We start from the raw sequence: 19,309 nt of genomic DNA, 5'->3' as shown, positions 1-19,309 counted from the left end.
TTATTTAGTCGAAGTAGACAGTTCGGCTGCTGGGTTAGACGGGTTGGATTGAGCTTTAGCGGATGACTTTGGTTCGTAGTGAGTCTGTTTGTCGAAGATCATCAGTAAGCTCGGTAACAAGATGAAGTCGACCACCAGCGCAATGAAAATCACTATCGCGCTGAGTAAACCCATGTCTGAATTGAGTCTGAAGCTCGACATCGCCAGTACAGAAAAGCCAGCCACAAGCACGACTGTGGTGATCCACAATGCGCGGCCAACGGTGTGGAAGGCATATCGAACCGCTTCTTCCGCTGATTTACCTTCTAATCGTGCGCGCTGGTATTTGCTTAAGAAGTGCACCGCATCATCAACCACGATACCCAGAGTGAGCGTAACCACCACTGACAAACCAAGGTTGATTTCACCGGAGATAAGCGCCCATAAACCAAAGCCAATAATTGCAGGCGCAATGTTTGGCACTAGGCTGATCATGCCTAAGCGAACTGAACGCAACGCAAAGATCATCAAGCCAGAGATAAGCACTAAGGTGATAGGCAGAGTCGAGAGCATGCTTGCCATGTTGGTTTCGCCAATGTGAGCAAACATGAGTGATGGGCTCGACGCGACTACTTCATACTGAGGTGCATTGGCTGCAAACCATGAGTAAATGCGCTCTTCGAGTTCCACTAGCTCAACGCTGCCAAGGTTGTCGACAGTAAGTACCATTTTGATCGATGACTTATCGACGTTGATCTGGTTGTTCAAATCCAAGCCGTACGGCAGAGACATCTCATAAAGCAGCAGATATTGCGCGGCAAGTTCACGGTTAAGCGGCAATTGGTAGTAGCTGTCATCATCGCCGTGCATGTTCTTATTCAAACGCATGTAAACATCTGAAAGCGTTGCCACATGGTCAGTTTCTGGTTGAACGCGTAGCCATTCAGTAAAGTCGCCAATCGCTTGCAAGAACACAGGATCAGCGATTGCTTGAGACTCGTTGGTTTTCACTGCAATGCTCAGTGTCGTCATGCCGCTTACGGTCTCTTCCATGAAGTCCGCCGCTTGTCTGAATTCACTCGAAGTATCGAAATACTTCACCGATTCATCGTTCACTTTGTTGAGTGGAATTAACGCGGCAGCGCCGACAATCACAAGAGTAGAAACAGGCAACAGTGCTTTACGGTTGGTTACCACAAAGTCACCCAGTTTATCCATAAAGGTCACTTTACCTGCCGCCGAAGAACTCGCAGGCAAGCGCTTAACTGGCAGCAGTTTTAACAGCGCAGGAAGCATAGTCACAGAGAGGATACACGCGATGATCACACCCAATGCTGACAAGTTACCGAAGTCTCGTAATACCGGAGAGTCCGACATGTTCATCATTAAGAAGCCAATCGCAGTAGTCACCGAGGTAATCAAAATTGGCATCGCGTTCAACTTGATGCTGTATTGAATGGCTTGTGCTTTCTCCATGCCACGTTGCATCGCTTGTCTCATGGTCACAATCACGTGAACACAATCGGCAACAGCCAGCGTTAGCACTAAGGTTGGAACGTTAACCGTTGGAGTACTGAGGAACATCCCTGCCCAACCAGACAATCCCATGGTGGCAACAATCGAAGAGATAATTACAACCAACGTGGCGACCACACTAAAGAACGAGCGCAGCATAAAGGTTAGGAACACCAACACCACCAATAGCATTAATGGCACCAACGTTGAGCTGTCTTCTTGAGCCGACATCATAAAGGCGTTGTTCATGGCAATGATGCCCGCTTTATGGAATTCGACATTCGGGTAATCGGCTTGATACTTGGCGATCATGGTGTTGATTGCTGCGATCACTTCTTGCACTTCCGCGGTTTTATCCACTTCTGGCAATTGCACGGTCACGTTCACAATCGTCACATCGCCAGAAGACGACACCAACGCGTTCTTAAGCAGAGGTTCGTTTAGGGCGATCTTTTTTACTTTGGCGATGCGCTCTGGCGTGTGCTCGTATTCTTCATACAGCAGGTCTTCCACCAAGAGGTCGTCTTCAATGGCTTCGGTGTGCTGATAATTGGCAAGGGAATCCACACGGCTTGAGTATGGGATTTGCCACGCATCGACCGTGAGGTTTTGAATTAAGGTGAGGGTTTCTGGGGTGAAGACATTGCCATCTTCAGGCGCAACGACAATCGCAAGGTTGTCGGTTTTTGCAAAGGTGGTTTCGATTTCGTCGAATGCCATCAACTGTTTGTTGGTGCCTTCGAAGAAGATGTTGTAGTCCCCTCTAAAGTAGAGGTTCTTGGCCCCTAATGCAGAGAGCATGATGATTGAAAAAGCCACCAGCAGAACGATAAACGAACGCTTGGTAGGTATTGAGTGCCAACTGTTATTTAGATCAGCGTTTTCGACGTTACGATTATCTCGATTTTGGTGATCGAAAGCAGGCTTCTGGCTGTCATGTTCCATCACAGTCTCCATTTGTGACGATTCGTCATAGTTGTGTCATAAAAAGTCAGCCGAAGCTGACAAAAACACAATGCTTAGTCATACACTCAAGAAAACCCAAACAGCACTGGGCTAAACTTAAGTTTATGACGAATCGTCACAAATGGTTATTAATAAACCCACATGAGTGGGCTTAATGGAAGCTATCGACCTACCGATTCTAAGTAAGCGATCTCTTCACTGAACAGTTCTTGCTCTACACGACGCCAAGTTTTACGGTAATCCCAATCGGTAGAAAGGGGTTGCCAGTTGAGGCCATCTAGTAGCATGTTCGCGTTGTATAATACTGAATACGGGTCTTGTAACCGCTTAATACAATGACTGTTTGATGCGTTCTGTGACAAGGCATTTGAACCAAATGCGATTGACCAGTTAGCAAACACGATGGCATCTGAGCCCATACCAGAAGGGAACTTTAGGTCGCCGGCATCAACTGCTCGGTTAACCATTAAATCGGCTTGTTCAATCACCAATTCTTCCAGTTCATTCATCTCGGCTACGCGTGCACTAGACGCTTTCTCTAGTACCCACGGGCTTTTTGCCATGATCGCACACGTTGATAACACCGGCTCCATGCGAACATAGATTCGGTAAGCAACGTGTAATGCAACCACCATTTCGCGCGTGTTGCCTTCAAACTCTCCAGAACGAGCAAACATTAATGCTTCGGCCTTTAAAGAGTGAATGCACAAGGCTAAAACCACGTCTTCTTTGCTGCAAAAGTGATTGTATATTGTACCTTTTGAATAAGAGCTCGCGGCCGTTAGCTTATCCATCGTGAGGTTTCCGAACCCTTGTTCTCGAACCAGATCTTTTGCTAACAACATCAACTCTACTTCTCGGTCTGCGATAGACTGCTGCTTTTTAGACAACACGCCTTTGCAACCAAAGATACCTTGTTTATCGCCTTTACAACCAAAGCCAAACATAATTTCTCAGTCCGTATTTTAGCTTAGCTATCATCTAAGCTTCGCCAGTATTTAAAACACTCCTATCCAATATATTAACACGAATAGTAAATTCATGTAGTTAACCATTTTGTGACGCTTCGTCATTTCTGACTTATCGTCATAATAGCGTAAATATTGATCATATCAAGGTGTTTTATAAATTAAATGCATTCTGTGAATGGGTGGGAGGATTATCAATAGTCATAGCAGTGATGACTGCTCAATAAAAACGGGAAAGTAGGAGTATTTGAAAAGTGATGACTGTGTGAACATGCTACGAAAAAATTGGCGAGTCATGCTGCCTTTCTGGGTCAGACCTCTCCTTATGGTTAATATTTGTCTCACTAATGTCGTTTTCTGTTAAGTTGCTATAAATTCAGTAAGCGGTGACTTACAATAGAGTCAACGACCTACCTTTTTTGAGAACACGATATTGAGCGCCAAATATTCTTATTTAGCTTGGCAAGTGAATACTTCTAGCCCAGCAGAAAAGCTTGTTTTATTGATGCTTGCAGACGGTGCTGACGAATTCGGCTACACCAATGTGTGCCTACAATCAGCAAGTCAACTTTGTGCTCTCTCTACGTTTGGTTTAGCCGACTGTCTTAAGTGTTTAGTCGACCAAGGTTTTCTCGATAAGGTGAAAGTAGATTATCGAGATCAGAAAGAGATCCACGTTTTCAAAATGCTCATTGAGCAACAGCAAGCTGCGGTTCAGGTTGAAGCTCAACCGACCAATAGTATTCCGGTCTACTCTACGGCACCTGCACCTGCACCTGCACCTGCACCTGCACCTAAGTTTCAGCCAGCTCCGGCACCGATGCAAAACATGCAGCAAGCCCCTCGCCCGCAAAGCCGAGGCTCAATGACCAGCAACACCGTTTCAACTCATGATTTGGATGAAGAGATCATTCCAACTTGGGCGGAACGTGCGTTTAAATTCTCCGGCCTTGCTGGTGACCATAGCTTAATATGGAAAAAATTTGTCCTCTGGTATAAAGCCAAAGCCAATGAACTCATGCCAATCTCTCGCATCGAATCTAAGTTGCAGTACTGGTTAGTTAACGAGAAGCAAAATGAAAGACAACAACAGCAGAAGACCTCTCAATATTCAGGAAATGCAGGACAAGCTCAAGGAAATGGGTATCGACAAAAGCTTAGCCCATCTGAACGCTTCAGGCAGCAGCTCATTCAAAAAGGCAAAAAGCCAACCTTCTGAGCCAGCTTCACCTGTTGTTCCGGAAGTGCTGCCTAAAGATCCCGTAGTACCTGACGTTATTGAATCGCAGAACACTGAAGTAGCGACACCAAACGCTGCTAGCAGTGGTGCGTCTCAGCAAGTGCCTGTTGTTGATCAAGATCCAGCAGAACTTGAGCTAACAGACTGGTGTATTCACGTGTTCGGCTCTTTCTTGAGCGTGTACGAAACACAGTGGGAATACCAATACGGTAGTGAGCCAAGTGGTAAGTTCATTGAGTTTGCTAACTCTGTTGATTCTGATGGCCTTAACCGCGTGCTAATGCACTGTCATGAGCGTATTCAGCTTGGCAACAGCTGGCCGCCACAAATGGGTGAGCTTTGGATCCTAAAGGATTCTTTAACGGAAGAAGAGCTGCTAGACAGCCGTATTCGAGTGTTGTCTCGCACTGCCGTGAACAAGATTGAAAAATGGCTGATTCAAAACAAGCTGTACGATTTGAAGCGCACTGCGGAAAACAAGCTTGATGGCCTATTCAAGAAGTACTACTTGGAAGCAAAACGTTTAGACGAGAAAGGCATGTTAGAAACGGAATTGCCGCAATTCCTTCTTGCCGCTAACTCAGTGAAGAACTTGAACGACTTGAAACGCGAAGAGTACGAAAGCCAACATGGTAAAGCACTGAACCCGCGCATCCAACAGATTCTGAACAGTAAAAAGTAACCGCTTAACGCTATCTGTTATAAGAAAACAGAGCAACGACAACACGGTTAACAGATACAAAAATGCCAGCTCTTAAGCTGGCATTTTTTATGAATTCTTACGAACTCTTTAGCTACTAATCGACCGTTATTTACGATCGCCTTACTGATTGATTACAGTAGGTGGATAGTTGCGTTTAGAGAGAAAACGCCTGAGTCGTCATCTTTCATTTTGAAGTTTTGGTAGCTAGCGCCTACAGATAGTGGACCAAAGATGAAGTATTCTGCGCCAACTGCAAACATTACGTCTACATCGTCTTGCTTAAAGTTATCAGCTTTAAGCTCATATGAGTGAAGACCACCCTTCGCGTATACATGTAGAGGACCAAAGTCGATGCTTGGTTTGATTGCTAGGTAAGCAGTGCTTGCATCCATGTTAGTTAGGTCACGATTGCCGTATTTAATGCTATCGAAAGAACCTAGATCCCAGTAACCCGCTTCAACACCGATTAATGGCAGGATGCCTGTACCCACGTGGATACCCATCGCCGTTTCTTCTTCGCTACCGAATGAGTTTTGACCACCCATTACGCCGCCGTACAACCAAGAATCAGCCATAGCTGTTGAAGATGCACCTAGCAGTGCTAGTGCCAATAACGTTTTTTTCATATTCGACCTTTTCGTCCTAGTGGCAGGCCTTGAGTGGTAATAAATTGCCACCAAGTCGCCTTGTATGTAATAACTATTCAATTACTCATGCAACAAGCAAGATTTATACCTGAACCTTGCCGTTGCGTCTAACTATATTCCTTTAGCAAGCATCAATCGCGTTTTTAACACGCTTATCTGACACAGGATAAGGCGTACCGAGCTGCTGTGCGAAGAAGCTTACACGAAGCTCTTCTATCATCCAACGCACCTCTTTTACGTTTTCTGGAACCGCGATCCCTTTTGGAATCTTATTCAGCAGCTCTTTGTAATCATTCATTACTGACTCAACTTTGATCATGTGTAAACGATCTTTGTTCGGGTCAATAGGCAGCTTCTCCATACGACGTTCTATCGCCTTCATATAGCGTAGAATATCTGGCAAGCGTTTCCATCCACATTCTGTGGCAAAACCCTTAAAAATCAAACCTTCTACTTGAGCTTTTATGTCAGAAAGTGCGAATGCCATAGAAAGGTCAACACGCCCTTTCAGCTTCTTACTGATGCTGAATGCCGTGGTTAAGATGGTTTCAACCTGTTGAGCAATCTCAACCACGGTGTCACCCAGCTCTGCACGCACGTGTTCTTTCAGTGCTTCAAACTGCTCTGGTTCCCAAACCAAACCGCCCTTCTCTTCAATCAGCTTATCAATACCACAAGCGATACAGTCATCGATAAGATCGAGTACCTGTCCGTATGGGTTGAAGTACAAGCCAAGTTTCGATTTGTTCGGCAAATTCGAGTGCAGGTATTTGATCGGCGATGGTACGTTCAACAAGATCAAACGACGCTGACCCGATTTCATTGCCGAGATCTGCTCTTGCTCAGTTTCGAACAGTTTGATCTCTACGCTGTCTTTGGTATCCACCAGCGCTGGGAAAGCTTTAACATCGTAGCCACCGCGCTTCTGTTGGTAGACTTTTGGTAACTCACCAAAGCTCCACGTATGCAGGTTCTGCTGTTCGATATCATCGTCTGCAACTTTAGAAAGCGTTTCTTGAACCTTGTCTTTCAGGCTCTCTTTCAGTTCATGCAGGTCTTTCTGTTCTTTTAGCTTACGCTTGCGATGATCCACGGCACGGAATGTTACCTTTAAGTGCTCTGGAATCTGGTCTAACTTCCAGTCATCACGTACTACTTCCACACCTGTCATGCGGCGTAGCTCTTTCTCAAGAGAATCCAACAGCGGCGCTTCTAACGGTGTAACACGAGCCAAGAACGCATCAGCGTAGTTTGGCGCAGGCACAAAGTTACGGCGTAGCGTTTTAGGTAACGACTTAATTAAGCTAATCACCAATTCCTGACGTAAGCCTGGGATCTGCCAATCAAAACCGTTCTGGTCGATTTGGTTCAAGATAGGTAGCGGAATGTGTACCGTTACACCATCGTTGTCGTCGCCCGGTTCAAATTGGTAGCTCAGCTTCAGCTTAATACCATTCTGGTGCCAGAAGTTAGGGTAATCCAAATCAGTAACGTGGCTTGCATCACCTCTGAACAGCATCGACTTTTCAAAGTTAAGTAGCTCTGGTGTTTTCTGGCTAGTCTTCTTCCACCATGTATCGAAGTGACGGCCTGAAACCGCTTCTTCACCCACACGCTGGTCATAGAAATCGAATAGCTCATCATCATCGATCAAGATGTCACGACGACGAGACTTATGCTCAAGCTCTTCCACTTCTTGCAGTAGCTTGCGGTTTTGCTTGAAGAAGGTGTGCTTGGTTTCCCACTCGCCTTCTACCAACGCGCTGCGTACGAACAACTCACGGCTGACAGTTGGGTCAATCGCTCCGTAGTTCACAAGACGTTTAGGGACAATTGGGATCCCGTAAAGCATCACTTTTTCGTGTGCCATTACCGCCGCTTGCTTCTTCGACCAATGTGGTTCGCTGTAGCTGCGTTTAATCAGGTGTTTCGCTAGCGGTTCAATCCATTCCGGTTGAATCTTGGCGATAACACGACCCCAAAGTTTTGAGGTTTCCACCAGTTCAGCAGACATGATCCACTTAGGCTGTTTCTTAAATAGGCCAGACGCAGGGAAGATATGGAAGCGCGCATTACGGGCACCTTGATATTCATTCTTCTCTTGGTCTTTCATACCGATGTGCGAAAGCAAACCCGACAGTAGCGATATGTGAATGCCATCGTAGCTACCCGGTTCAGTGTTCAGTTTGGTATCCAATTCACGCATCGCTTGGTGAATTTGGAAGTACACATCTTGCCATTCACGAATACGTAAATAGTTGAGGTAATCTTGCTTACACTGTTTGCGGAATTGGTTACTCGACAGCGCTTTTTGCTGCTGCTTGATGTAATCCCATAGGTTCACAAACGTGATGAAATCAGACTCTTTATCGAAGAAGCGCTTGTGCTTATCATCAGACGATTGTTGCTTGTCTGATGGGCGCTCTCGCGGGTCTTGAATCGACAGTGCAGACGCAATAACCATCACTTCATGTAGACAGCGGTTGCGTGGCGCTTCGATGACCATACGTGCTAGACGCGGATCGATAGGCAACTTCGCTAGCTTACGACCAATCGCCGTGAGCTTCTTCTTATCGTCGCCTTGATTCTTATTTTTGTTCGCAGACGGTTCAACGGTCGCGATCGCACCAAGCTCTTCAAGCAGCCTTACACCATCTTGAATATTGCGTTTATCTGGCGCTTCAACAAATGGGAATGCTTGAATATCGCCTAAGCCAAGCGCTGTCATCTGAAGGATTACAGACGCTAGGTTAGTGCGAAGAATCTCTGGATCAGTAAACTCTGGGCGTGACTCGAAATCTTCCTCAGAGTACAGACGAATACAGATACCTTCCGCAACACGACCACAACGACCTTTACGCTGGTTTGCGCTCGCCTGAGACACAGGCTCAATCGGTAGGCGTTGTACTTTGGTGCGGTAGCTGTAACGGCTAATACGCGCCGTACCCGGGTCGATAACATACTTGATGCCAGGAACGGTTAACGAGGTTTCTGCTACGTTGGTTGCCAGAACGATGCGTCGGCCAGTATGAGACTGGAAGATTCGGTTCTGTTCACCCGCCGAAAGACGAGCGTAAAGCGGAACAATTTCAGTATCACGCAGGTTACGTTTACTCAGTGCATCCGCGGTATCACGAATTTCTCGTTCACCGTTCATGAAGATCAAGATATCGCCAAGGCCTTCATCACACAGCTCATCAACCGCTTCGAAGATGCCTTCGATTTGGTCACGGTCTGAATCACTTTCATCACCACCTAATGGGCGGTAACGCGTATCTACTGGGTAAGTACGGCCGGACACTTCGATGATTGGTGCATTATTGAAGTGCTTAGAGAAACGTTCTGGGTCGATGGTTGCCGACGTGATGATCACTTTCAGATCAGGACGCTTTGGTAGCAACTCTTTCAAGTAACCCATAATGAAATCGATGTTCAGGCTACGTTCGTGCGCTTCATCGATGATGATGGTGTCGTACTGGTTTAAGAAACGGTCGTGTTGAATCTCCGCCAGCAGAATACCGTCGGTCATCAATTTGATTTGTGTGTTGTCAGAAATTTGGTCGTTGAATCGAACCTTATAACCAACAAACTCACCCAGCTGTGTTTCCATCTCTTCAGCAATACGGTTCGCAACCGAACGTGCAGCAAGACGACGTGGCTGAGTGTGACCAATTAGGCCAAAGCGGCCACGGCCAAGCTCAGAACAGATTTTTGGTAGCTGAGTAGTTTTGCCAGAGCCTGTTTCACCCGCTACGATAACCACTTGGTTTTCAGCAATGGCTTTTGCGATGTCGTCGCGTTTTTGGCTAACAGGGAGAATTTCAGGGTATTCAATCGTTGGTTTTTGCGCAGCACGCTGGGTTGCCGTCATCATCGACTTGGCAATATCTAATGCGATTTCATCGAAAACAGCATGCTTAGATTGTTCGTTCTTAATGCGGCTTGCACCAGAGATTCGCTTACTTAAACGGAAGCGGTCGCGCATCATGCACTCATTTAAGGCCTTACGAAGAGAGGCTGGGCTATTTTGAGATGCGCTAGTCTTGGGAGCTTGCTGCTTTGATTTTGGGTTTTGTTTTGGGTTTTGCTTAGCTTGATTAGCAGAGGAGTCAGATGTCGCGTTTGAATTCGCGTCATGGTTCTGCTTGTTCGCAGTATGCTTATTTGGATCTGCTTTTTCCGGAGACGAAGTCACAGCGTGTCCTATTCTTTCTCTTATATAAACTCGCGCGATTGTACCACAAGTATTCAATAAAAAAGCCTGAGAGCTATGTGAAAACTGCGCTAACGTTTAAAAACTCAGCGATTTCACAGTAGCTATCAGGCTTCTTATCTCAGGTTCAATCAGCACCTAAATCAGTCGTTAAAACTCATATTGGAAATAAACGGTGTTGTAGTTACTGCCGCCTTTGATACGACCAAACTGAGAGGCGTTTTCAAAGATTGCTGAACGATGGTGTAACGAATAACCAAACCACAAGTTGTTCAAATCGTTCTTGCCGATTAAGTCGCCTACATTCACATCGAATGAGAAGTCTAGGTAGTTCAACAAGTGGCTTGCGGTGTAGCCTTTACGGTCCATCTCAGAGCCTTCGATGTAGGTAATCGAATCGATGTACGACATACCTTCTGCGACACCAAATCGCCACTGTGTCGGCCAGTTGAACGTGTAGTAAGCCTTGATCGCAATGATGTATTCCGTACTGCTCGATTGAACGTCTGAACTCCAGTGATGCGCAATACCCGGCGTTAGGTAGATATCCAACGGGAAACCAAAGATCTCATCAGTTAAAGGGTGACCATAAAAGAACGATGTGAGTTGGTTGTTGTATTCGTCTTTCTCCGCGTTGAACTTCATGATGTCGCCAATGTTCGATGGCGTTGCCCAACCGTGTGCAACACGCAGATAAGGAGCGTTACTTAGCTTAGGTTTAGGTGCTTTCTCTTTATCATTGAAGAAACCAAAGCCAAGGTAGAGTTCACCTTGATAACGGTCTTCCACGATCGAAGAATCGTAAGCATTGTCATCCAAGCGAGTTACACTGGTCGAGCCCAATAGATAAAGGTTTGAAAATACGTGATAACGCGCTTCTACGCCGACATTTAGGTCTACACCTGCACCAATGGTTTCATTGGATGCGGAATAGTATTCGCTGTTGAAGTCGGCACTTTTATAACGTAGCGTCGCGCTTGGAGAGAATTCCCAATCGCCAGTTTCATACTTGGCTTTGGCACGCAGGTTACCGTGGAAGTTATACTCACTGTCACTCATAATTTCCGTCTCGACAGCCCATTGCTCATCAAGTTGGTAAGTCAGTTGAGCACCGAAATCGGCGGTATCACCCTCAATGGCGTTTTGCTCTGACGCTGGAATATCAATAAAACGCATACGAGAAATAGCGTTAAATGACCACTTTTCATCTTCGGTTTGATACAGGTAAGCACCCATTTCTGTGCCGTCGATAAACACGTAATCGTTCTTAAAGAATAACATCGGAACAAATGTGTTAACCGACTGGTCACCACCAGAGGTGTCGTAAGGAATGCTCGCAGTTCGGAACATTGCTGCAACGCCCCACTCCTGCTCTTCCGCAGCCCACGCCACGCAGTTACCTAAAAAAGCGTTACTTAATAAAACCGCCCCATACGAGATGAGCTTCGGTGAAAATTTGTGCTTCATTCTTGTGTAATTACTCTTTGTAATAAATATTGTGTTACTGAATAGACATTTATTGACCATTCCAACCAACTAGTTTTAGGTTTGATTGGAATTGACCGTTACAATGAAGGATATTCTCGGTTAAATGAAAGTATTGTGAAAGTCTCAGAATTACAAAACATTATAGACCACTTACCCAATGATTCCGACCCAGATATCGTTATGGGTGAGGAATGGTTGCCAGAGCGACTGGTTAACACAAAGTTAGATGGTGAGTTGCTGTTTATGGAGTTCGATAATGCCCCTGAAGAAAACCAAGGGGATGACGAAGGCCGTGGCTTTGTAGAGCACGAAATTGCCATGATCCGAGAAAAGCTTGAACAAGTGTTAGACGACCCTTCCGATACTAAAACCAAAGCCGATGCCTTATTGGCGATATTTCTGATGGGTCATGAACTTTCTAGCTCCGAAGTTATCGAAGTCCTTGAGATGACGGAAGATGAAATGACAGAGCAAGAGACAACAGTGCCTGAAACTCCAGAACTGGAAACAACAACTGTTGAAACTCACGAGCCTGACACACCGGAACTCGACACCTCTGCGCTCGAAACAAAAGAACTCAACGACACACCTCCAACGATTTAGGAACCGTATTGAAACGCTCGACGACATCAACTCTTCCCTTATTGCTCGCAGGCCCAATTCTACGAAAAACCACCGCAACTGAGGTGGTACTCTGGGTAGTCACCAGTGCCCCGCTTTCGGGCACAACTGAATTATTCAATGCAGAGCAAGAGACCTCTTTCTTTACGTCGCCACTGAATGAACAAGAGTCGATTCAAGTGGGTACACACGCTTGGGTAACCTTGATTCATTTACAGGGAAAGTTTCCAACCAACGTTCCGTTGCAGTATCAAATAGAGACCGAGCAAGGTTCATTAACTGAGCTGGCGCCGCACTTGGTTTATACAGAAAAACGAACCAACGACAATAACGCTCGAATCGAATTTAAGATATCGACAACGGCTGACTACATCTTGCATGGCTCTTGTCGTAACCCTCATCACCCGAGCAAAGACAGCCTAGTAGCGGCAGATAACAAGATCGCCACCCAAGCTGTTGTTGAGCGACCGGATATGCTGATGATGAGCGGTGACCAAATCTACGCCGATCACGTTGCTGGTCCAACATTGGACGCGATTCAACAAGTAATCCAACTGCTTGGGTTAGTCGGTGAAAGCTTGCCGACCGACTCACTGGACAGCAAAATCAGCAGCAGTGAAGCCCTGTTTAGCAGCGAGTATCATCTTTACCAACGTGATCATTTACTGCCACACCACAACACTTCAGATTCGCTGCTCGATAAGTTGTTCCCTAAACGTGGGATCCCTATCTTCAGTTCGACCGATTGTGAGAACCATTTGGTCACGCTGTCTGAATTCATCGCCATGTACTTGCTGGTTTGGTCGCCAACCCTATGGCAATGCATCAACCGTGAGCGATTAATCGAAAACAACTTCATGCAAGGCGGCCGACAGTTAACGCCTGCCGAGCAGCAACAGTGGCGTGATGAGAGCACCATCATTGATGACTTCATCGCGGGCCTGCCACAAGTACAGCGTCTGTTCGCTCATATCCCAACTTACATGATCTTTGATGACCACGATGTCACGGATGATTGGAACCTTACTGTTGGTTGGGAACACGCGGTCGATCAAAACCAGTTCGCGACACAAGTGATTGGTAACGGCCTTGCGGCTTATTGGATGTGCCAAGGTTGGGGTAACGCACCAGAGAACTTCAACCGCGATTTCATGGAACAAACCAAACAGCTTTTCTCGGAATTAGTGAACCAAGATGTTGACCTGAGTGACTCAAGCGAGCAAACGGTTGAACTGCCAGAAACTACAGAAACGGTCATTGGGCAGCTAGAGCCAACACGACACAAGCAATACATTGAGATGTTGGATCGTTTCGAAGAATGGCATTACACCATCAACACGTCGCCAAAAGTGATTGTGTTGGATACACGCACTCGTCGTTGGCGTTCTGAGTCACGAATGAACAAGCCATCGGGTTTGATGGACTGGGAAGCGCTGACCGAATTTCAACATCAGTTAATCAATCAAGAGAAAGTGGTGATTGTGTCCGCGGCACCGATGTTCGGGGTTAAGTTCATTGAAACGCTGCAAAAGATGATGACCACCCTAGGCAAACCACTGGTGATTGATGCCGAGAACTGGATGGCGCACCCAGGCAGTGCTAACACACTCATCAGTATCTTTACTCACACCAAAACGCCAACCAACTTCGTGGTGCTTTCAGGTGATGTGCATTACTCCTTCGCCTACGACATAAAGCTTAGGTACCGCAAAAACAGCCCGAACATCTACCAAATTACTTGTAGTGGTATCAAGAATCAGTTCCCTGCCCCATTGCTGAAATTCTGCGATGTATGTGACCGATTATTGTATAGCCCGCGCTCGGTGCTCAACTACTTCACTAAGCGTAAGCGCTTGAGAATCGAGAAACGTAGCCCAGACAACCAAACTTTCTATCGCCTTTCAAACCGCAGTGCGATTGGTGAATTGAGGCTAGACACCGATGGGAAACCGCAATCGATCACGACACTCAGTGGCGACGGAAAAGTCACGCGTTTTCCAGAGCCGGATTAGGGTGTGTTGATCTTTCGAGCTGATTTTTGCAGCGAATTGCTGGGGATTTATACAAGGCAGAGGCGTCGATGTGTAGCTAGCCTACATGAGAAGCCGATAACGCAGTAGAAATGACCAGCAAACGCTGCCCGAAGGGTTCGAGCTGGGCGCCCCCGCAAAAAGCGTTTTACTCTTTGTTGAGGGAGATTTGCTTAGAATGACTAGGCCACTTCCCCCTCGCCGCGATTAAAACGCTTTTGACTAGGCGTCCCCATCCGAACAAAATTTAACCGCGAAAGGTCAACACGCCCTGACAACTGTTCCTTATTGCTCGCGTCTTCGTAATGTCAGTTTTAAGTAAAGACGCTTGCGATCACACTCTGTAGGCCCAATAGTAATAATATTCACCATAACTGGAATGCTCTTATGTTTAACTCACTGACCTCGTTATTTAAACAATTAGTTGAAGGCTCTGATTTAGGTAAAACACCCATTGCCTCACCTAACTTAGCTATCGCCAGCTTGTTATGTGAAGTCGCCGGTGCAGACCACGCGATCAACGAATCAGAGCAAGAAGCCAAGCTTCACTTACTGCAACGTTTGTTGAACATAACCGAAGAAGAATCAAAAGACTTATTGGCGCAAGCTGAGCCTCAAGTTGAGCAATCTGTTTCTCTGTACGATTTCACTTCTCAACTGCGAGAGCTGTCGCAGCCAGTTCGCATAGATTTGATTAAAGCTATGTGGGAAGTCGCGCATGCCGATGGAGAGATTGATCCACTTGAAGATTCCGTCATCCGCAAAACCGCAGAACTGCTTTACGTTGACCACAAAGATTTCATCAAAAGTAAATTAAGTGTTCTAGGCGAAGATTAGACTCTGGACAAACGAACAAACGACAAAACAAAAAAGCGACGGCTCAATAGACCGTCGCTTTCATATCAAACAAGACTGAATGAGTTCGCTTTAACTCAGTGAGTTTAAAAACGAGTACAAGTTAGCGAAGTGCTCGCCCATATAGAATCCCTTTCAGTTCCAGAATTTTCCCATCTTTGGTCACGTAAGCACCACGCTGATCCGACACCATTACGCTACGCCTGTTGTTGTGATGCTGAATGAAAAAATTCTTCACATTAAAGGTCTGCTGCCCGTGAGCTTGGTCTTGTTCAATCTGATAGAAATAGTAGTGATTACCCCAACGTAAGAACACGCCAAAAAACTGCTTGGTCTGCACGACTTGACCGTTGATATCATAACCAACATAACGCATCTTTGAACGGCCATTCTTCAGATCCAGCGTCAGCACTTCATAACCGACGTTTTCATAGATACCCTCAAACTGATAAGCCCCTCGAGTCATCACACCAGAAATGACACCAAACAGTAAGATAGCGGACAAGGTAACCACGATAGGGAGCCAAAACTTACGCTTCATCGACCGTTCCTTCTGTTGCTTGGTTTATTCCCAGTCTATTAATGGGTTCGATCTCGTAGAGCCCGGCTTGCGCGTCGTTACAGTGCGTTAATTCAAAGCTTGAGCTGATGTCTTTCCAGCCACTTTGGTTCAATATCACCACTTGTATGGCGCCGCAATCAACACCCATACGATGCAGGTATATTGCTTCGACTCCAGGTTCAGCAATCGATGATAAGTCTTCCACCAGCATCGAATCTAAATTGACGCTATCGTGGTACACCGCAATTCCATTGATGGACGTTCTTTCCATGAATAAACCGAGGTAAGAGAGCACAACGACTAACAAAGCACTCACCACGATACCTGCAGTTAGTGGCACTAGATGAGGTTTACCTTTGCGATTAAAATAACTAAGCGATGTGTGATGCTTAGAAGCAGGCACCTCAATCACATCGTGATCAGTCATCGAACCACCAGTGATTGGGTTCTCAACTGCATCTACTACGGTTTCTGTCGTATCATCAATAGAGTTATCTATCAGCTCATCCGCATTAGCCACGTCGTTTTCAGGCGCGACAAAGCAGTATCCCTCTTTCTGGACAGTAATCACCTTACAATCAGAACCAACAGTTCGAAGTGCAGTACGAACATTCTTAACCGCTACATTGAGAGAGCTATTGGTTACCACCCTTCCCGGCCAACAATGTGTCAGAAGAAACTCTCGTCCTATGGTTTGTGTGCAGTTGTCCATCAAGTGCTTTAAAAGCAAACATTCTGATGGTGATAAAGTGATGTGCTTATTAACAGAAAGATTAAGCAATTGGCGGTTATCAAGGTCAATAACCAAGTTATATTCTTGTATTTTATTATTCATAAGGCGAGTTAAAAGTGTTAAATAACTCACCTTAGAATAGCATGAGAATTTACTTTATTTCAAAATCACAGCGCGAGTTTAAAACCTAATTCGCTGATATTTACAGTAGCGAACCCTAGCTTAACGGCATTAAGATCGTTAGCAATTTCGAGTGCGTGTTTTTCATTTCGAGCTAACACAGCAATAGAATATATTGGTCTGATCATAGCGGTTTGATTTGGTTGAGATTCAGCAATCGCTTGGTTTTTTAAATAAGCCGAAGTAATAACGCCTTGAGCACTCCAATCAACCACTTTTTGCAAATCCACACTGATTATTTTATCTGCAATTAATTGGTCTTCTGGCTCTTTCCAAGACAACTCAATCGCATAATTGGTAAACACGACTTCCGTATCCAACCACTTACTACCAATGTCTCTCACTTCTGTTATTTCAGCTAACTCTTTAAATTGCAAAGGAAGGTTACCAATAACACGTCTTACTTCTTCTTCACTGTCCGCTTCCATAACGAATTTAATGATTGGAAATGCTTGGTCACCAATAAAGCTTTCAGAAACAAACATATCGTGAATTAACCCTGCATCAATCAAATTGGCGAACGCCTTTTTCTGATTAGGCATCGCATCAAATACCGCTTGGGCATCCTGTGTTTTCCATGCGACCGAAACGCCATAAGCCGCAGAATAACTGCTGACGGAGAATAAAAAACTAAAAAGAACTAAAAACACTCGTGGTACATATTTCATTTGAACAGACTCTCAATTAATGGCGGATAACTTCGTAAAGATTAGGATCGGCAGTCACACCCTCAATATCGAGTGCTGGCAGCTCATTCCTCATCACAGAGATCGCATCTAAGAAGTGCTTTTGGCTCTCCCAATTAGCAACATTCACGTATCGATAGGTAGCATCAGCACTCAGCGAACGATGCAATGTGGTTGAGATATAACCCGGTTGCTCTACAAGTACATCCCTAGCGCTTTCCCAATACGCTAACGTTTCGGCGTCTTTGCTTGCTTCAACTGAAATGTGTTAATCAGTACTACAGGGTGTGCGAACAGTAATGGGCTCACACTCAATAAACTCAATGTAATGGTTCGCTTGATCAAACTCTTGATGCTTTGGTACTTCATGATCTTATTCTCCATGCTCTTGCTCTCCATAAAAGCCTCCGTGGGTTAGTTGCAAACACGCTAACAGAGATATCCGCACCATCAAGAGCAAGAGGAACGATTTAATATTAATTAAATCGATGCATGATTATTAATATTAAACATCGAGCAAACATATTCATAACACATCGTCGGTAAATATAATGGTGAATTAAAGACCAATAATGGATTATCGAATGAACCAAGAAATAATAAGCAGCAGTATAAATAATAGTGGTGATGCAAAAGAGAATAGAAAAGTTGATTCACTTCATTGGGCAATGTTTTGTGCAGTCATGGTTACCTTAACTCTTGGATTTATATCGAGCCGACTACTCCCGTTTCCTGAAAAATATCCAACGATATTGATACACCAAATTTTTGGCTCTGTTGTTTTAGTGCTCATAAATCTTCTGATTGCAAGAATGATCGCCAAACCCAAAAGAGGCGAAAATAGATTTACTCTTCCTAAGTTGGTGCAAATTGTTCAAGCAGTGACACTGACCTTTATCGCTGTGTCCGAATTAAGCATTGCACTAATCGAGACCCCCGTATTCAGTGTCTATTCATGGGTATTTAGTGAAGGAGCAACGAAGAAAGAAATGGTTGGCATGTTGTTTTTTATTCACGCGACAGCGATTAAAGTTTTCATGTCATTAGTGACGTTACATCTTTTAGGGGCAATGAAGCATCACTTTTTCGACAAGGGTAATAAGCTTAATAAAATGCTAGGTAAGTAACTATCTTGGATAAATAGCTGAAATAAATAGCTGAGATGAATTATGAAACTGAATAACCAACCTAAATAACTAGAATCAAAAGTTTGATTTACTTTTCGCCTTTCTCCAAATAACAAAAAGCCACCCAGTCTTTTATATAATGACTTAAAGGTGGCTTCTTATTTTCTGCTGTTTATCCACAGACCAAACGTTGTCAAAAACTACAGCATGGTCAATGTGAGTTTCGCAAGGTTATAGGCATCAACATAACCCGAGTGCTGACGACCTTCCCACTCAATGTTTTTGGCTTCTTGAGCAGCGCGGTGACCAATGCGTTTGTCTTTCAAGCGATTCTGAACACGGTAAAGCGTTGCGATGTTTAAGAACTCGCTAAACGGAGGTTCAATGCCTTTCTCTATACACTCTTTGTGTAAGATCAGGTCATCACGACCCCAGGCTGCATAGATCTTGTTTGGACCACCAAAGTTCTTAATCATCGACTTGATGACAGACTCTAGCGGGCGACCCTGCTTTTCGATCTTGCGAGGTGTAATGCCCGTGAGTTCGGCGCAGAACAGAGAGACTTCGTCTTTCTCTGGCTTAACGTAATATTGTGCGCGCTTCACGATAGTACCGGATGCGAGATCAATCTCAGCAAGACCAACTTCAATGATCTCACCTGTTGTCCCTACACCGTCTTCGCTCCAACAGCACATTTCCAAATCGAAACACACCACTCGATTGTGATTCATACGTCGCCTAATTCTCTCGTCAAAAATTTCGTGAAATTGTACATGAGCCCAATAAAGAACTCGAC

At 45.1% G+C, this 19,309-nt stretch carries 14 protein-coding genes and 3 pseudogenes; 7 read left to right on the top strand and 10 right to left on the bottom strand.

The window, feature by feature from the left end:
* Positions 1-2,451, bottom strand: coding sequence for an efflux RND transporter permease subunit (locus OCV12_RS06460; RefSeq protein WP_261885658.1), 2,451 nt, complete (start codon positions 2,449-2,451; stop codon positions 1-3).
* Between the two features lie 170 nt (positions 2,452-2,621).
* On the bottom strand, positions 2,622-3,407 hold the full coding sequence (locus OCV12_RS06455; RefSeq protein ID WP_239848687.1) for a TetR/AcrR family transcriptional regulator: 786 nt from the start codon (positions 3,405-3,407) through the stop codon (positions 2,622-2,624).
* A 454-nt stretch (positions 3,408-3,861) separates the two neighbouring features.
* Between OCV12_RS06455 and OCV12_RS06450 the strand changes: the two genes are divergently transcribed.
* Both OCV12_RS06450 and OCV12_RS06445 read left to right on the top strand, forming a co-directional pair.
* Positions 3,862-4,647 carry a hypothetical protein gene (locus tag OCV12_RS06450; RefSeq protein WP_261885657.1) on the top strand — a complete coding sequence of 262 codons (786 nt, stop codon included), beginning with the start codon at positions 3,862-3,864 and terminating at the stop codon, positions 4,645-4,647.
* Complete coding sequence (locus OCV12_RS06445; protein ID WP_261885932.1) at positions 4,568-5,350, top strand: hypothetical protein; 783 nt, start codon at positions 4,568-4,570, stop codon at positions 5,348-5,350. The genes OCV12_RS06450 and OCV12_RS06445 overlap by 80 nt, the downstream gene beginning before the upstream one ends.
* 152 nt (positions 5,351-5,502) lie before the next feature.
* On the opposite strand, the gene OCV12_RS06440 is transcribed toward OCV12_RS06445, so the two are convergent.
* From OCV12_RS06440 to OCV12_RS06430, 3 genes are all read right to left on the bottom strand, one after another.
* Complete coding sequence (locus tag OCV12_RS06440; protein ID WP_176681482.1) at positions 5,503-5,997, bottom strand: outer membrane beta-barrel protein; 495 nt, start codon at positions 5,995-5,997, stop codon at positions 5,503-5,505.
* A gap of 142 nt (positions 5,998-6,139) precedes the next feature.
* A complete protein-coding gene (gene hrpA / locus OCV12_RS06435; RefSeq protein ID WP_261885656.1) occupies positions 6,140-10,213 on the bottom strand; it encodes an ATP-dependent RNA helicase HrpA in 4,074 nt (1,357 codons plus the stop codon).
* A 168-nt stretch (positions 10,214-10,381) separates the two neighbouring features.
* Positions 10,382-11,698 carry a MipA/OmpV family protein gene (locus tag OCV12_RS06430; protein ID WP_261885655.1) on the bottom strand — a complete coding sequence of 439 codons (1,317 nt, stop codon included), beginning with the start codon at positions 11,696-11,698 and terminating at the stop codon, positions 10,382-10,384.
* Between the two features lie 81 nt (positions 11,699-11,779).
* On the opposite strand from OCV12_RS06430, the gene OCV12_RS06425 reads away from it, so the two are divergent.
* The 4 genes and pseudogenes from OCV12_RS06425 (at position 11,780) to OCV12_RS06415 (ending at position 15,207) form a co-directional block, all read left to right on the top strand.
* A complete protein-coding gene (locus OCV12_RS06425) occupies positions 11,780-12,322 on the top strand; it encodes a VC1380 family protein (RefSeq protein ID WP_261885654.1) in 543 nt (180 codons plus the stop codon).
* Positions 12,323-12,330: 8 nt separating this feature from the next.
* Positions 12,331-13,519: pseudogene (locus OCV12_RS24955) on the top strand (alkaline phosphatase family protein); the annotation flags it as partial.
* 107 nt (positions 13,520-13,626) lie between these two features.
* Positions 13,627-14,352, top strand: a pseudogene (locus OCV12_RS24950) (alkaline phosphatase D family protein); the annotation flags it as partial.
* Positions 14,353-14,757: 405 nt separating this feature from the next.
* Entirely contained in the window at positions 14,758-15,207 is a 450-nt protein-coding gene (locus OCV12_RS06415; protein ID WP_239848675.1) for a tellurite resistance TerB family protein, read from the top strand.
* Between the two features lie 121 nt (positions 15,208-15,328).
* On the opposite strand, the gene OCV12_RS06410 is transcribed toward OCV12_RS06415, so the two are convergent.
* The 4 genes and pseudogenes from OCV12_RS06410 to OCV12_RS06395 all read right to left on the bottom strand — a co-directional run bounded on the left by OCV12_RS06410 (position 15,329) and on the right by OCV12_RS06395 (position 17,755).
* Positions 15,329-15,766, bottom strand: a complete 438-nt coding sequence (locus tag OCV12_RS06410; protein ID WP_176681488.1) for a hypothetical protein — start codon at positions 15,764-15,766, stop codon at positions 15,329-15,331.
* Entirely contained in the window at positions 15,756-16,622 is an 867-nt protein-coding gene (locus OCV12_RS06405; protein ID WP_261885652.1) for a winged helix-turn-helix domain-containing protein, read from the bottom strand. The genes OCV12_RS06410 and OCV12_RS06405 overlap by 11 nt, the downstream gene beginning before the upstream one ends.
* A 65-nt stretch (positions 16,623-16,687) precedes the next feature.
* Positions 16,688-17,368, bottom strand: a complete 681-nt coding sequence (locus tag OCV12_RS06400) for a hypothetical protein (RefSeq protein WP_261885651.1) — start codon at positions 17,366-17,368, stop codon at positions 16,688-16,690.
* Between the two features lie 16 nt (positions 17,369-17,384).
* A pseudogene (locus OCV12_RS06395) lies at positions 17,385-17,755 on the bottom strand (antibiotic biosynthesis monooxygenase family protein).
* A 215-nt stretch (positions 17,756-17,970) separates the two neighbouring features.
* Between OCV12_RS06395 and OCV12_RS06385 the strand changes: the two are divergent.
* Complete coding sequence (locus OCV12_RS06385; RefSeq protein WP_261885649.1) at positions 17,971-18,513, top strand: cytochrome b/b6 domain-containing protein; 543 nt, start codon at positions 17,971-17,973, stop codon at positions 18,511-18,513.
* A gap of 200 nt (positions 18,514-18,713) precedes the next feature.
* Here OCV12_RS06385 and OCV12_RS06380 read toward each other — a convergent pair whose 3' ends face one another.
* Positions 18,714-19,244, bottom strand: coding sequence for a 3'-5' exonuclease (locus OCV12_RS06380; protein WP_123283105.1), 531 nt, complete (start codon positions 19,242-19,244; stop codon positions 18,714-18,716).
* Positions 19,245-19,309 lie beyond the last annotated feature (65 nt).

Origin of the sequence: Vibrio pomeroyi (assembly GCF_024347595.1) — a bacterium.
In the GTDB taxonomy this organism is placed as follows: Bacteria; Pseudomonadota; Gammaproteobacteria; order Enterobacterales; family Vibrionaceae; genus Vibrio; species Vibrio pomeroyi.
Note: the sequence above shows the minus strand (reverse complement) of the source record. Positions and strands in the feature narration are given on the sequence as shown.

Excerpts from the sequence above, each read along its gene's own strand:
- OCV12_RS06460 (WP_261885658.1), bottom strand. The coding sequence starts at position 2,451 with ATGGAGACTGTGATGGAACATGACAGCCAGAAGCCTGCTTTCGATCAC.
- OCV12_RS06455 (WP_239848687.1), bottom strand. The coding sequence starts at position 3,407 with ATGTTTGGCTTTGGTTGTAAAGGCGATAAACAAGGTATCTTTGGTTGC.
- OCV12_RS06445 (WP_261885932.1), top strand. The coding sequence starts at position 4,568 with ATGGGTATCGACAAAAGCTTAGCCCATCTGAACGCTTCAGGCAGCAGC.
- OCV12_RS06440 (WP_176681482.1), bottom strand. The coding sequence starts at position 5,997 with ATGAAAAAAACGTTATTGGCACTAGCACTGCTAGGTGCATCTTCAACA.
- OCV12_RS06430 (WP_261885655.1), bottom strand. The coding sequence starts at position 11,698 with ATGAAGCACAAATTTTCACCGAAGCTCATCTCGTATGGGGCGGTTTTA.
- OCV12_RS06415 (WP_239848675.1), top strand. The coding sequence starts at position 14,758 with ATGTTTAACTCACTGACCTCGTTATTTAAACAATTAGTTGAAGGCTCT.
- OCV12_RS06410 (WP_176681488.1), bottom strand. The coding sequence starts at position 15,766 with ATGAAGCGTAAGTTTTGGCTCCCTATCGTGGTTACCTTGTCCGCTATC.
- OCV12_RS06405 (WP_261885652.1), bottom strand. The coding sequence starts at position 16,622 with ATGAATAATAAAATACAAGAATATAACTTGGTTATTGACCTTGATAAC.
- OCV12_RS06400 (WP_261885651.1), bottom strand. The coding sequence starts at position 17,368 with ATGAAATATGTACCACGAGTGTTTTTAGTTCTTTTTAGTTTTTTATTC.
- OCV12_RS06385 (WP_261885649.1), top strand. The coding sequence starts at position 17,971 with ATGAACCAAGAAATAATAAGCAGCAGTATAAATAATAGTGGTGATGCA.
- OCV12_RS06380 (WP_123283105.1), bottom strand. The coding sequence starts at position 19,244 with ATGAATCACAATCGAGTGGTGTGTTTCGATTTGGAAATGTGCTGTTGG.